At 61.0% G+C, this 14,337-nt stretch carries 12 protein-coding genes and 3 pseudogenes; 9 read left to right on the top strand and 6 right to left on the bottom strand.

Going from position 1 to position 14,337, the window contains the following annotated elements; all coding sequences use genetic code 11:
• Positions 1–250 precede the first annotated feature (250 nt).
• The 7 genes and pseudogenes from NKH30_RS32215 (at position 251) to nolL (ending at position 6,692) form a co-directional block, all read left to right on the top strand.
• Positions 251–520, top strand: a complete 270-nt coding sequence (locus NKH30_RS32215; protein WP_352453595.1) for a helix-turn-helix transcriptional regulator — start codon at positions 251–253, stop codon at positions 518–520.
• A complete protein-coding gene (lepB, locus tag NKH30_RS32220) occupies positions 517–1,065 on the top strand; it encodes a signal peptidase I (RefSeq protein WP_352998047.1) in 549 nt (182 codons plus the stop codon). Before NKH30_RS32215 ends, lepB begins: the two co-directional genes overlap by 4 nt.
• Positions 1,053–1,739, top strand: a complete 687-nt coding sequence (locus NKH30_RS32225; RefSeq protein ID WP_352998049.1) for a lytic transglycosylase domain-containing protein — start codon at positions 1,053–1,055, stop codon at positions 1,737–1,739. The genes lepB and NKH30_RS32225 overlap by 13 nt, the downstream gene beginning before the upstream one ends.
• A 183-nt stretch (positions 1,740–1,922) precedes the next feature.
• Positions 1,923–3,893 carry a relaxase/mobilization nuclease RlxS gene (gene rlxS, locus NKH30_RS32230; protein ID WP_352998050.1) on the top strand — a complete coding sequence of 657 codons (1,971 nt, stop codon included), beginning with the start codon at positions 1,923–1,925 and terminating at the stop codon, positions 3,891–3,893.
• Positions 3,894–4,353: 460 nt separating this feature from the next.
• The gene (locus NKH30_RS32235) at positions 4,354–4,758 is read left to right on the top strand and encodes a hypothetical protein (RefSeq protein WP_352864932.1); all 405 of its coding nucleotides are present in this window, start codon (positions 4,354–4,356) and stop codon (positions 4,756–4,758) included.
• Complete coding sequence (locus tag NKH30_RS32240) at positions 4,649–4,912, top strand: hypothetical protein (protein ID WP_352864760.1); 264 nt, start codon at positions 4,649–4,651, stop codon at positions 4,910–4,912. The genes NKH30_RS32235 and NKH30_RS32240 overlap by 110 nt, the downstream gene beginning before the upstream one ends.
• A 713-nt stretch (positions 4,913–5,625) precedes the next feature.
• Positions 5,626–6,692: pseudogene (gene nolL / locus NKH30_RS32245) on the top strand (nodulation factor fucose acetyltransferase NolL).
• Positions 6,693–6,701: 9 nt separating this feature from the next.
• Here nolL and NKH30_RS32250 read toward each other — a convergent pair.
• Together NKH30_RS32250 and NKH30_RS32255 are read right to left on the bottom strand one after the other, a co-directional pair.
• Positions 6,702–6,950: pseudogene (locus NKH30_RS32250) on the bottom strand (hypothetical protein); the annotation flags it as partial.
• 766 nt (positions 6,951–7,716) lie between these two features.
• On the bottom strand, positions 7,717–9,363 hold the full coding sequence (locus tag NKH30_RS32255) for an MFS transporter (protein WP_352998051.1): 1,647 nt from the start codon (positions 9,361–9,363) through the stop codon (positions 7,717–7,719).
• Between the two features lie 516 nt (positions 9,364–9,879).
• On the opposite strand from NKH30_RS32255, the pseudogene NKH30_RS32260 reads away from it, so the two are divergent.
• Both NKH30_RS32260 and NKH30_RS32265 read left to right on the top strand, forming a co-directional pair.
• Positions 9,880–10,732 (top strand): annotated as a pseudogene (locus NKH30_RS32260) (class I tRNA ligase family protein); the annotation flags it as partial.
• A gap of 56 nt (positions 10,733–10,788) precedes the next feature.
• Positions 10,789–11,097 (top strand): hypothetical protein, encoded by a 309-nt coding sequence (locus NKH30_RS32265; RefSeq protein WP_352881698.1) that lies wholly within the window; start codon positions 10,789–10,791, stop codon positions 11,095–11,097.
• A gap of 213 nt (positions 11,098–11,310) precedes the next feature.
• On the opposite strand, the gene NKH30_RS32270 is transcribed toward NKH30_RS32265, so the two are convergent.
• The 4 genes from NKH30_RS32270 to NKH30_RS32285 all read right to left on the bottom strand — a co-directional run.
• Complete coding sequence (locus tag NKH30_RS32270; protein WP_352453588.1) at positions 11,311–11,820, bottom strand: GNAT family N-acetyltransferase; 510 nt, start codon at positions 11,818–11,820, stop codon at positions 11,311–11,313.
• Entirely contained in the window at positions 11,821–12,105 is a 285-nt protein-coding gene (locus NKH30_RS32275) for a type II toxin-antitoxin system TacA family antitoxin (protein WP_352904133.1), read from the bottom strand.
• 466 nt (positions 12,106–12,571) lie between these two features.
• A complete protein-coding gene (locus tag NKH30_RS32280; RefSeq protein WP_352493108.1) occupies positions 12,572–13,756 on the bottom strand; it encodes a glycosyltransferase family 9 protein in 1,185 nt (394 codons plus the stop codon).
• A gap of 151 nt (positions 13,757–13,907) precedes the next feature.
• Positions 13,908–14,337 (bottom strand): hypothetical protein (locus NKH30_RS32285; protein ID WP_352998053.1); only part of this gene is annotated, 430 nt, incomplete at its 5' end.

Below are 14,337 nucleotides of genomic sequence, written 5' to 3' on the forward strand. Positions count from 1 at the left end.
CCGTGGTGGGGCCCGCCCACGCTCACCCCAATTCGGGCCCGCCCCGCCGCCCTGGACTATCCCCACAAAACCCCAAAAATCTCCACCCCGGGCCACTCCCCCCCCCCCCCCCCCCCCCGCCCCCCACCGGGCGCGGGGCTCTTCTCAAGAAGGGGCGGCGAAAACTCGCCCCCCACTCTTCGCCCGTCCCCAAAATGATCTCGCTCGCCGATCCTCGCCTTCGCTTGTCCGTAGCGAAACGAGGACCATCATGGACGACGAAAACGAACGCGCGGCCCGCGCGAAGAAGGGCAGTCCGTTTCTCAACACCGCGCAGGCCGCCTTCTATATCGGGCTATCCCAGCGCACGCTGGAGAAGATGCGGCTCAAGGGCGGTGGCCCGCAATTTCGCAAGCACGGCCGCTATGTCCGCTATCACATCGACGAGCTCGACGACTGGTCGAAGGGACGCGCGCAGGAGACCAGGCCCGAGGATGGCGGGCACAATTCCGGCTCGGCCGGTGAGGGAGGCCGCTCATGAGCCGGCGTCCCACTATCCGTCTGATCGGCAGCCATCTGCGGCGAATTCGGGCGCGCAAGACGATCGCCGTGGCCACAATAGGCCTCGGCCTGATCGGCTTCGCCGCTTTCGACAACCCATCGCCCTGGCTGGTCTGGAACGCCTCGGCGAGTGCGCCGGTCGGCCTCTATCGCGTCGCGTCCGGATCACCGGCTCGTGGCGATCTGGTGCTCGTCCGCCCGCCAAAACCGGTCGCCGATCTCGCCGCCGAACGCTTCTATCTGCCCAGCAATGTGCCGCTGGTCAAGCGCCTTGCCGCGCTGCCTGGCGAGCATGTCTGCGCCTTCGGCGACGCCATCATCATCGGCGGCGAGATCGTCGCGCGCCGGCTGGCAACCGACACGCAGCACCGTCCGCTGCCTTGGTGGAATGCCTGCCGCAAGCTCGCCGCCGACGAGTTTTTCCTGCTCGGCACCGATAGAAATCACTCCTTCGACAGCCGCTATTTCGGGCCGGTGCCGGCCGAAAATATTGCCGGGAGGCTCGTGCCGCTATGGACCGAGTAACCCTCCTGATGCTCGGCATGGTCGCGATAGCGCCATGCGCCTGTTCCGCCGCGACCGACGCTCAGCCGGCCGCCATCTCCCGTGGTCCGCAGCTCCAACGATGGCAGCCCTTGGTAGCCGAAGCAAGCCGGCGTTTCAGCATTCCACAGCCCTGGATTTATGCCGTCATGGATGCCGAAAGCCGGGGGCAGACAAAGCTGAATGGACGGCCGATCGCCTCACACGCCGGCGCCATCGGCCTCATGCAGGTGATGCCCGGCACCTACGAGGAGTTGCGCGCACAGCTTGGCCTGGGAGCCAGTCCGCACGACCCTCGCGACAACATTCTGGCAGGCACTGCCTATCTGCGCGCCATGTATGATCGCTTCGGCTTTCCCGGCCTGTTTGCCGCCTATAACGCTGGGCCAGACCGCTACGAACAGCATTTGCAGCGTGGGCGACCGCTGCCCAGCGAGACGGTTTCGTATCTGGAACAGCTCAAGGCGGCGGGGATTTCGGCCGCCGACATGGACGCGTTCACCGGCAAATCCCGTTCCGGAAAAGCGCCGGAAATCCCGTCCGGGCAGTCGCTGTTTTTCCTGCGAAACGGTGTTTCCGCGACCGATCCGAATGGCCAAATTGTGGTGCCGCTCGGATCGGAGCGAGCAAGGTCAGGCCGGCCGGATCGCAGGTGAGGGCAGGGGTACCGTGGGTCGGGCGGGGCAGGGAGGCAGGTCCGGGAAGGCAAGATAAAGGCATCGCCTCCTGAGGCGGCGAAGTCTTTGTCTGCACATCGTTTTTCATGGAGGCTGCCTTCAGCGTCAGGAGAGCTTCTGCCGACAAGGCTTTGATTTTGCTCAAGATTACTAGGAGGCTCAATGCAGGATGAAGAGTTCAAGCCGAGCCTGGGCAAAATCGGATCGCGCGGCTCGAAGGCAGGCAAGCGTTTCGCCGGCCAGATCCGCGCCGCGATCAACCGAGCCGGCGGCGGCAGCGGTCGCCCTGGCCGCTTCATCGGAAGCCGGGCGGGGCGCGGCGGGGCTGCTGCCGCCGTTCTCAGAGCGCGCGACCGCCACGCGGCGTTTCGGCAGCGGCGCGCCGTCGTCAAGGCGCGTATCGTTAAGCTGGCCGGCAAGGGTGTTGACGGGGCACGTGCACACCTTCGCTACCTCCAGCGCGACGGCGTCACCCGCGAAGGGGAGCCTGGCGAGCTCTATAGCGCCGACAGCGACCGCGTCGATGGCAAGGCGTTCATCGATCGTGCCGATGGCGACCGGCATCAGTTCCGCTTCATCGTCGCCCCTGAAGACGGCATCGAGTATGATGACCTGAAGCCGCTCACGCGGCGCCTCATGGCGCAAATGGAAGAAGACCTCGGCACCAAGCTCGACTGGGTCGCTGTCGATCATTTCAACACTGGTCATCCGCACACCCATATTATCGTCCGCGGCAAGGACGACCGCGGCGAAAATCTTGTCATCGCGCGAGACTACATCTCGTCTGGAATCCGTGAACGGGCGGCCGAGCTGGTCAGCCTCGACCTTGGCCCGAGAACGGACCGCGAGATCGAGCAACGCCTGCGCCAGGAAATGGAGCGGGAACGCTTCACCAGCATCGATCGGCAGCTGCTCCGCATGCGCGACGATGAGGGGCATGTCTCACCGGCCACCGGAGACACGTTTCGCCAGACGCTGCACCAGGGCCGCCTGCGCAAGCTCGAGCGGATGGGTCTGGCTGAGCAAGTCGGCTCGGGCCGCTGGCGCCTTGATGGCGAGCTTGAAGCGACGCTGCGCCGCATCGGCGAGCGGGGCGACATCATCAAGACAATGCACCGCGAACTGACCGGCAAGGGGCTCGCCCGCAGTGCCGCCGACTATGTTGTCCATGATCGATCTGCAGAGCAGATGCAGCCTGTCGTCGGCCGCATCGTTGCGCGCGGCCTGGCCGACGAAATCAATGACCGCCATTACCTCGTCGTCGACGGCGTGGACGGCAAAAGCCACTATGTTGATATCGGCAAAGGCGATGCCACCCAACCGACGCCAGAGGGCTGCATAGTGCGGGTCACGCGGAGGGACACCGGGCCAAGGCAAGTCGACCGCACAATTGCCGAGATCGCCACGGCCCATGACGGGCGCTACAGCGTCGATATCCATCTCAAGCATGACCAGTCGGCCACCGAACGCTTTGCCGAAACGCACGTGCGGCGACTGGAGGCGATCCGCCGGGCGACCGGTCGTGTGGAGCGCGAGCCGGACGGCACCTGGATCGTCGCACCGGATCATCTCGACCGTGTGTCTGACTACGAGCGTCAGCGGGCCGGGGCCGAGCCTGTCACGGTTGACAAGCTCTCATCGACGCCGCTGGAACAACAAGTCAGCTTCGACGGCGCCACCTGGCTCGATCGAGAGCTGGTTTCCGACATACCGGAGGCCTTGCACAGCTCTGGTTTCGGCCGCGATGTCCGAGAGGCGCAAGGCCGCCGACGGCAGTGGCTGATTGCGCAAGGTCTTGCTCGGGAAGAGCAGGACCGGATCGTCTATCGCGCCAACATGCTTTCGATGCTGCGCCAACGCGAGTTGAACCGCGTGGCCGGCCAGTTGTCGAACGAACTCGGTCTGCCCTATTCTGAAGCCCAGAGTGGAGATCGAATAGAAGGCACGCTCCGCCGCTCCGTCGAGCTCGCCGGCGGAAAATACGCTGTCATCGAGAAATCGCGCGAGTTCACGCTGGTGCCATGGCGGCCGGTGCTTGAGCATCATATCGGCAAGGAGGTTTCCGGCGTCGTGCGTGCAGAGGGGATTTCATGGACCATCGGCCGGCAGAGAAGCGGACCAAGCATTTCGTGACATGGCTACACAACTTCTTTGCCCGCGTTGAAACGGGTACTCAGTCCGGACGGAGTTCGCCTGCTAATTGCCCGCGGCATTGATCTCGCGAGGGATAAATGGCTGGTCGTGCAAGACTTATCGTTCGCTCTACAAAAAGCGCCCCAGTCATTCATCGTATTCCATGGTTCTGAGCCAAAACCCTCCTGCGCCACCACGGCACTCTTCCCGGTGCCACGGAAGCCCCGCCGACGACGGCGGTGCCGGCCTGGTTGCGCAGGGCTGCCCCCGACCCGAACAGTTGCGGCGCATGAGGACATTGCAATCACTGCAGGTGCGGCCATCGGCGCGCTCGATGCGATGGTCCGCCAGCTAGAGAGGTGGGCTGGCGCCTGGTGACAGCGCCTAGGGCTTTCGGCGGCCGCGGTACGGCGAGCAGGCTCGCGGCGTCGAGGATGAAGCCGCACTTCGCGATGTTCTTCTGCTCACACGACCGGGAGACGAGGTCGGCCCCGCGGGCCGGATGCTGTTGGCCGGGCGTGAACTGGCTGCCCATCCCGCTCAGGATCTTCTAACGGGAGAAACCTCGCTGCGGTGGGGAAGATTTCGGTCGACCCCGCGACGACGAGGCGGTCAGCGACCTGGCCAGACGAGCTCGGCAGCTTTCCGCTGCGGCATGGTGACCGGCGCGATCATGGCCGCCGAACGAGATCGCTTCGAACGCACCGTCGGATGCTGGCTCGCCGACGCTTTACTGGCTGGGTTGGGGCCATGCGGTGCCGCTACTGGGCACCGAGGCAGCTTTGGGCATGAGACCCGATCAATCGCGGCGGGCCCGGAGCGGCGCCGACCTGGCTGCTCGAAGGGAGAACACTTTACTGCGTGACCGGCCGGACCTGATTGCGATCTCGATTGGAATAAAGAAGAACGACGGCCGAATGGCAGGGTTGATCGCCAAGGTGCGCGATCTGCCGGCTGTCCTGCGCGCATGCGGCAGTCGCCACCATGAGCTTTACGACAAAATTGCCGGCACAGGCTGATTTCAAGAAGGTCTTGCTCTATGCTATCAGGAGGCGATCGCACGCAGCGCAAGATCGGCCAGTGCGGATGCTGGCCAAGCTGCCCGGCGCGTCGTGAGATGTTGCCCGTCGGATGGTGACGCTTTAGATCAGGCGGATCTCCACCCAGCGCCGCGCAGGTCGAACCCAGCGATTTTGTGGCACGCGCTCGAAAGGTGCTGCACCGCGGGAATTGCCGCCTCATCCATGCACTGCAAGAGTCACGAAAGGACGGTGACCCCCGAAGCAAAGTCCTATCCGTGGGCACTCACGTGCGCCTGATGCGCACGTATCCATCGTGCGCATGCGTTCCATAAACACAATCGATTTTACCGACCAAAGAGAATAGCGGATACCGCCCGTTTCTTGAGGAAGGCTTATGGAACGACCGGCGCCGCTTGACCATTCGAAACCAATCGAAGTTGGCCGGCGCGAGCCCTGAGTTCCGGTTGATCTACATTCCAGGCGGCGGCACTGCCGCTATTGAGGCGATGAGGACGAAGTTCAATGGAAATATTGGGGCCTTCTAACCCAGAACAGGCCTGTTCCGCTTGTGTCGTGCTGCGGCCCTCATCCTCTCCATTACCGGCTGGATTGGGGTGCGACAATCCAGAATGGGATCCGAAGATGCCGTGCGTGAACCACTCTAGAACCAAAGTGGAAGCAGTAACGGCAGGATATCGGCTGGAGGTCTGATGCTTAATCACAAAACAGTCGGTTCGAAGGGGCGCGACCCGTGCCCAGAAGGGACAAAGGCCAGAGACCTAAGCTTCGATTTCGCCAAAGGCGTCCTCATTATATTGGTGATAATTGGGCATTTGTTACAATATGTTATCTATCGAGGCACTGACGACTTTTGGCTGTCGCCATATTTTAAGTAGATCTACATGTTTCACATGCCTCTGTTTATGGCGATAAGTGGATATCTTTCTTCGGGAGCGATTCTGCGCAAATCATTCCCTCAAGGCGTCAGTGATCGAGCAATGCAACTAGTATTGCCCATGCTTTTTTGGTGTGCGTTGATTTGTATATCGAAGGCCGCCGTAATGTCTTCGGCGAACAGTTTAACCAGTGGAATGTTGGATTTTTTTAGGGAGTTCATTGGCACATACTGGTTCATCTGGGCAGCTTTCGCGTCCTTCGTCCTGATAAAGTTGCTCACGACTTTCAATGGCTCGTCGGTGTGGATCATAGGCGCATCTGCAATTGCGATCGCATTCGCGCCCGTCCCGTGGTCAATAACCCCGTTGGTACGATACACATACCCATTCTTTTGTTTGGGGTTCTTGTTTGCGCAGCCGATCGGATGGCAGGCAGCTAGCATCAGGCGCCACAAGGCTATTTTTGTGGTGTTACTTTCGATGGCTGCGTTCATGTGCTTTCTTGTTTGGGGAAAGGAAACGTACGTCTACAACAATCTTGTTTTGATCTACGATGCACAGTCGGCCAAACAAGTGTTGCTGATGTTCGCTGGCTCGGTAGCAACTTCTGCAGTGGCGATGCAGCTTATATTCCTATGCTGGAGAGTTGGCTATGCGTAGCTCGCTTTGTCGCGCTGGAGCTTGGTCAGAGCACACTGCTGCTTTACCTGCTTCAGGGTGCCGTGTTTCGCTTCATGGATCTAATACCGTTCGGAGAGCTTTGGGATCTCGCGAGCAGAATCGAGTTCGCCACTTTGCTTGGTTTGGCGATTGTTGTCACAGCGATGACAGTTCGCAGGATTGTGCGCCACCTTGGATATGTGTCGCGGAGCTATGCTTAATTTATGATGTGACTGCCGACAGTTGGCATTGAAGTCATTGGCGAGCCATGCCGGCGTGGCATTCCCCTCACGGATCACTTGATCCGCCGCCCGAAGTAAGGCGTGCCTGTAGGCCGGGATCGGTCCCGAATGCTCGTAGGACGGCAATTCGCTCGGGAGCCCGATCAGATTTGAAGCTCCGCGACCGTCTGGCGCCGACCGCAGCCAATGAAAGAGCGTCTGACCGATCGTCGCGTTCATCTCCAGAAGCCCGCCTAGCATGTTGTGACCACTGCTGTGGCAATGCAGCAGTCCTGGATGGCTGCATCAAATAGGTCCAAGATGCCCCGGGTGCGCTTCCACCGCATCACCGGGACCTTCGCTGCAGCTAAATGCAGAAAATCCAGGCGCGCGCTGAAGCATCGTGAAAAATTCATGGATTATGTCAGCTGATAAAATGACCCGATCCAATTTCAGTCGATCAATCAGCGCCCTTCGTCGGGGCTGTCGGTCCGCATCGCGCCTGGCGACGGCGCTATGCTGGTGCTCCTACGGCCGCCCTGTTGAACCGCTTTCTCCAGCACCGAACTGAATTGGTCCCGCTGGCGGACATTTCGATGCTTCCGCCTTGCGGGCCTTCTTTGTTGCGGCCGGCTCTGCGGCACGGCTGCGCCGACGTGAACGTGCTTGGCGGCACGTTTTGTGAGGGAGGGAAAGAGGCGCGCGGCCCTCTCCCTGCAAGTCGCCGCTGGCGGATTCCTCCGTCTGCCCGCTTCGCTCCGTGCAGACCGGGGAGACCCCTCCGCCCCGTTGCTCGCGCTGCTCGCCACGATGCAGGGGGACAGGCGACCTGAACCCGTGCCCAAGCCGATCTGATGGCAGAGGCGGTGGGGCTGGACATGGGCCCGTGGTGGACGTACGTGCCACACAAATCCTCATGCTCGCCTAACCGGCCGCAACGTATGGCAATCCGGGCAGTCCCGACTAAAGATGGAGTAGGTCTCGGCCATTCCCGTGTCCGAACCCAGAAAAGTTACTGGTTTCCTTACGGGCGCGATACAAAGGGCACGGGCTGGACTTGGCTGCCGGGGGCGGGGCTTGTCGACCGCTCGATCGAAAGTGAGAGACGAGGAGGAGAATCACCGACCTGCAGAGCGGCAAGGCGCTCGCCTACCTCCCTGTCAGTCACCGTTAGCCGATGGTTTAGACGAAGATAGTCCGTCCATGTCGGCGTGCGGAATGTCTCGGTCCAAAGAGTCGAGTTCTGAAGATCGCGCTGGAGGGTCCAGTCCCGCGCACCGGCACGGCTCTGAACGCGCCGCCTTTCGCGCATGCAGCTCAGAAATTCCTCGATATTCTCCTCGGGTATCGAGTACTCCACCTTGATCACGATCGGGCCGCTCCTGGGCTTCAAATCGAGGGCCAGTTCTGGTGGCCTGAAGTCGAAGGCCCCTTGATCCGATTCCTCCCATAGCCGTACCGGCAATAGCTTTCCCACGGCTGCAACCAGCAACAGCGCCGCTGCAGCACCTTCCAAAGCCCACGTCAGGGAATAGTACTGCGCGACAGCACCCCAGATCCAGCTGCCCGCTGCCATGCCGCCGTAGGTCAGGGCGTAATAGATCGACAGGGTGCGACCAACGACCCACCTTGGGCTTGCCAACTGCACACACACGTCGGTTCCGGTCCAGGTGACAACCCAGCCTGCGCCAGCGATTGCAAGCGCGATCGCTGCTACAGCCACCGATGATGTGAGAGCCAGTAAAAGGCAACACGTTGCGCAAGCAACGGATGCGAGCGTGATCAATCGATTTTGGGACGTGATGCGTCGCAAGTAGCTATTGCCAATGCCCGCGATGAAGGCGCCTGTGCCGAAGCCGGCTAACAGGACGCCGTAAACAATTGGCCCCCCCGCCAGTTGGTCGCGAACCATGAGGGGGAGCAGAGCAAGGATCGAGATGCTTGACAGCCCGAACAGGGTTGCGCGCACGATCGCCACTCTGATCTCCGAGGAGATTGCCGTGAAGCGCATGCCATCATGAATGGCCGTCGTCATCCGCTCGCGCGGAAGAGGCGAAGAGCGAACTTGCCACTTGGAGCGCAGCACAGCGCTCAACGGGACCAGGTCGGTCAGCGCAGCGAAGGCGAAAGCCGTAAGGGGGCCCAGCAAAGCCAAAATTACACCGCCCAGCGCCGGTCCTATGCTCCGAACCACGTTGTACCCCACCGACATCAGCGTCACTGCAGCGGGTATGTCGCGCTTTTCCAGGATGTCGCCGACCGAGGCGTGCCAGGCTGGATCATTCAAGGCAAAGCCGCATCCCGCCAAGAAACTCAGTCCCAAGATCAGCCATGGACTGACAAAGCCGAGTCCAACAGAGAGAGCCAGCGCCGTGGATGCCAGTGCGATCAGGCAATGTCCGGCAAGCATCACGCCGCGGCGGCTGAAGCTGTCTGCAATCGCTCCAGCAAGGATCGACAAGAAGAAGGCGGGCAGTGTCGATGCAGCCTGCACGAGCGCAACCATCAGATCGGAGGCTGAAATCGTTGCCATAAGCCAGCTTATAGCCACGCTCTGCACCAGCCAGCCAAGGCTGGATATCTGCGTGGCTGTCCAGATCGAACGAAAGACCGGATTCTGAAGAGGGATCAGTGTGTTTGCCGCAAAGGGCGGGGAATCTTGACGCCGCATGACTTCTCACCTCCACCACGTAGTTCTTTCACTCACTCACTCGCTGACAGCGGTGCGCTTACGCACAGCTGCGTCACAACCAAGTTCCGATAATCGCGCTCGCAACAAAGTAGATGTCGCATCCACGGTGCCGATGCGCGATGAGTGTGCCAGTTGGGCGTCAGCTGGTCTGGGTCGCGCAGCCCGATGGGGTGCGGTCTGCCCTGCGACTCTTGGCCTTGGACGGTGCTACCGCCCCGATGGCCGGGTTGTCAAACTGCCACGGTGCTAGCAGCGCCCATCCCATCCTGACAGGCATGAGCATACGACGCAGTGCATCGCTGGTATCGGAGGCGGGTGCAAGATCAAGGGTGGCATCGTCTTGACAAGTACGAGCTGGTGGGCGCCTTTGCCCGACCTACACATCGGCGATTCATGGGGCCGCCGTTCAACTCGTTGGTCTATGCGCAAAAAAACATAATACGCTTGTAAAAGACGTTTCGTGTCGGCGCAGGCGCCGAGGAGGGCGCGGAAGCCTTGACCATCGTCATCCCGCCACCGAACGTCACCGGCTCGCTGCACATGGCCATGCGCTCAACAACACGCTGCAGGACATTCTGGTGCGCTTCGAGCGCATGCGCGGCAAGAACGTGCTGTGGCAGCCCGGCATGGATCACGCCGGCATCGCCACGCAGATGGTGGTCGAGCGCCAGCTTATGGAGAAGCAGATCCACCGCCGTGACCTGACGCGCGACGAGTTCATTGAGAAAGTCTGGGAGTGGAAAGCCGAATCCGGCGGCGCGATCTTCAACCAGTTGAAGCGGCTGGGGGCCTCGGCCGACTGGAGCCGAGAACGTTTCACCATGGACGAGGGCCTATCCAAGGCGGTGCTCGAAGTGTTCGTCACGCTCTACAAGGAAAGGCCTGATCTACAAGGACAAGCGCTTGTCAACTGGGACCCGAAGCTCTTGATCGCGAGTCCGACCTTGAGGTCGAACAGCAGGAGGTCAACGGCAACCTCTGGCATTTCCGCTACCCCGTCGAGGGCGAGGTTTTGGATCCGGAAAATCCTAAAACCTTCATCACCGTGGCGACGACCCGCCCGGAGACGATGCTGGGCGATATGGCGGTCGGCGGTGCATCCCGACGACGAGCGTTTCCGGCATCTTGTCGGCAAGAACCTCATCCTCTGCCGATCGTCGGCCGCAGGATCGCGGTGGTGGCGGACGAGTATTCTGATCCGGAGAAAGGCAGCGGCGCGGTCAAGATCACGCCGGCGCACGACTTCAACGAATTTGAGGTCGGCAGGCGCCATAAGTTGCCGGCGATCAATATTCTCACCGTAGAGGCGGCGGTCACCCTCACGGACAATGACGACTTTCTCGCCGGGACGACATGGTTCGTAGTCGCCATGCTGCCCCTGGCCAGATCGTAGATGACCTCGGCTTGTTCGCCATGGCGAGCCGAAGCACGTTGACGGCCGTGCCGGGTGATGCGCCGTCCCAGACTATCATCCCAAAATCGGCGCGCGCCATCTCCCGGTCTTTGGCGGCGTACAGCCCAGTCGCCCAGATCATTGCGGGGTTCCTTGGCCGCATGGAAGACCCCGACATGTTTGTAGCCGTAGCCCGCGAGCAGGCCCTGCGCCTCGGCATCGGCTCCAGACGCGTGGCCAATCAGCACGCCGTGCACGGCAACAACGATTGGGCGGATCCGAGCGATGGCAGGTTCCGGCAGCTCAAATATCTCGCGTGAACCCCCTATGAATATCATCGACATCATGACTTTCCCTTCTCTCCAGGGCTCCCTCGCTCTGACCGCCGTCTCCCTCTGGCCCTGCGTGAGGGGTCACCCGAACGCCGAGACGGCGAAGCCGGCTCGGGGAGCGGCGGGACGCCGCAACTAGAGCCCGGTCGGCGGCAGGCCGGCGCGCAGACCTGCCGCTCCGGAGGCGCTACGCGCGCGGAGCTAGTGGCCTTTGTCGGCCAGCCAGAGGCTCACGTCCTGGATCGAGCGCATGAGCACCGACGGATTGTCCCGCGCGGGAATGAAGCCCCAGCTCTGCCAGTAGCGCTCTGCCTCGGCGTCGATCGCCCGCACCACCACCGCGCGGCCGCCGACGATGTCGGCGCCGGCGACGCAGCGATACAGCGCGTCCTTGACCAAGCCGCTACCGACGCCTTGTCCGGCATAGCGGTGGTCGACGGCGAGTTGTCCGATCAGCAGGCAGGGGATCGGATCGGGCGGGCGTCCGGTGCGGATGGCGCGCGGTGCGCTATTTGGCTGGATCACGCCCGGCGCGAGGCCGTAATACCCGACGACTGTTCCCTCGTCGTGAACGACCAGGACGCGGGTAAACCCGCGGGCCTGGTTCGTTCGCGCGAAGCCGGCCAGCCAAGCATTGAGCGCCGGCTTGCCGCAATCGAAGCTGTCGAGGCGGTGTGCGTGGTCGAGGAGTTCGATGCCTGAAAGCGCCACCTAGCGGTCCCAGGGCGGGGACCGACGCAGCCGCTCGGCCGCCTTCGCCGGGGGCGCAGCGGCCGGGGCTGAGATCGCCTGCATGAAGGCGTCATAGGCTTCCGGGGACACGCGGATGACGGTTTCGTTGAGGATGGCCGCCTGCGCCTCGTGCAGCGCGGCGCGCCGCATGAACTCCGTGCGCGACAGGCCGAGCAGCTCCGCGCCGCGGTCGATGATGGTGAGATCATCGTCGCGAAACCGCATCGAGACGGGTGTTTCCTTCCTCGTGGCTGTGGGGGCCATGGCGCGCTCCTGTGCTGCGGACGTATATACGTTAGTGTAACGCGGAACGCAATACTACGTTCCCTGGCGACGTCTCGTGGCGGATGGTCTCAGGATTTCTCGCCGCATCGGTTCTTCTCGGCTTCTCGCCCCAGTCGCCATTGCCGCAACCCAGAGCAAGGTGGCTTTGGTCAGCTCCGGCGGATCAATTACGGCTTAGGAAGCGCATTTGTTTTTGGCGGCCGGATGAGCGGGTCCAGAAGCGAAGTCGCTGCCATGACTGTCGCCGGACGAGCCCCGGCTATCCCGAACCTGATAAACATCTGACGCGATGGCGACTTTCGGGCCGTCACGCCACAAAGGAGGAACGGCTATGAAGGCTGGGCGGCGGCACTTTCATTCTCAGGCGCCGCTCTATGCCACCTGTCGGCCAATGTGACATCGCCACTGCGGTCCGGGCAATCGCGGTTGTGGCGACCGCGAGCCACTAAGCTTGTGCCGTACCCTTACAATGATTCATCAAGGCGTTTACCTCGGCAATCACGAGATCCGGCGTGATGTCGAACTTGCATCGGACTTTGACCGGACAATGCCGCACTTGGTCCAGACCACATCCGCGACATTCAATAACACTCATAAGCATGCTGACCAAGGGACCTCGAAACCCCCAAATCTCCGGTAGATGTGACGCCGTGAAAATGCCGATAGTAGGGCGGCCAAGCTGGGCAGCGACATGGCCGGTGCCTGAATTGTTCGAAACGACGAGCGCGGCCGAATTCACGAGACAATTGAATTCCAATTCTGACAAGTCGACAGCCGTCCGAATGTTCGCGGCTCCACGTTCCCTAGCTATCTTCGCAACCTCCTCAAGCGCTTCCAGGCATTCGCCACGGCCAACGAGGACCACCTCACCACGGGTCGAAAGAGCAGCGACAACTTTGCCAAAACTTTCAATCGGCCAATCTCGCAGGCTGGAATTGGAGAACGGAGCCACGACAATCGGGGCATTGCCTGTAGTCGAATTCTGTGGGTGACCCGCTCCGCTTTCGAAATAGGCAGCTGCCTTTGCGACCAGAAAGAGGAGGATTTCTGACACATGCTGGAGACGCACCTGCTTACGGTCAATGAACCAATCAAGCCATCTACGGGGGATTTTGTTAGCAAGCCCTATTTTTTGGACCAGCTTGTAGAAAATGGTTCTGCGCAGTTTCAGATTGAATGGCGCTATCGCAATATCGATCTGATGCATGCTGTACGGATCAACTATCGCCGCACGGTGCCTGGCGGGGACTTCAAGCAAGATGGGCCTTGTTTCTTCCGGAACACGCATATCAATGGCAAGATCAAACTCGCCGGTCAGCAGCGGCCTTATGTCGGCGGCTTCTTTGCGCGTTTTGACTTTTGGGTTGCGAGGAAAAAAGTCAAAAGCAATGTGATCGTCGGCGAGGTCGAACTGTTTTGCAGTAGCGATGTTCCAGCTTCCCACCACCAGCGTAATGTGGGCATGCGCAAAACGCTGACGAAGGTCCTTTAGGGGCCCTAGAGACATCCAAAAGTCGCCGACATGATCAAGCTTGAGGACCAAAATTCTCATCCTTGCGCTTGACTGTTCCGGCTCTTCCCAGCTGCGGTATATAATTTGATTGCCGTCGTGCTTTGTAAAATATGCCATTGCCATTCCGAAGATTATACGGTCAACACTGATAGCCCAGTGACGCGTGTGTAGGGTTGGAGTGCTCCCCACTTGTCCGCGTCTCCGCAAGAATTCTGCCATCAGATCCAAGCCGCGCTCCAGCAGGAGCTGTCGGGCGAAGTCTGCATCTCTAGCGGTGGTAGCGCGCCAAGAAGCCAGCTATGTCCCGACCCGCAATGTGAAGGGCTTCGTCACGGTCTTGCATGCAGTGAGTTCGAGAAACGCCGAGTAGACGGCGTTCGCCAAGCCGCCGTCCCCAGATCTCGAGCATAACGGCAGTGGCCTCGCTCTTTGGTCGATGCTGATCCTGAATGAGACCGTCGCCGCCGGCGACGACATCGCCGGCCGGATTGACCGTCTCCGGCACGCCCTGTCGCTGTGGTCCCGCATCATGGTGGTTACAAAGGACCCGCCGCAGGCGCTTTTTTCTGCGCGTCCGGGTCGTCCAACATGAAGTGGACGAATCAACCCTGTGATGAAGTCCAGAGCCCACCACCCCAGGACGCAGAGCCAGGGCACAGGAAAAACAATAAAAAACAAAACCTAAAAAAACACATCCA

This window comes from Mesorhizobium sp. M1273 (assembly GCF_040318195.1).
GTDB lineage: Bacteria > Pseudomonadota > Alphaproteobacteria > Rhizobiales > Rhizobiaceae > Mesorhizobium.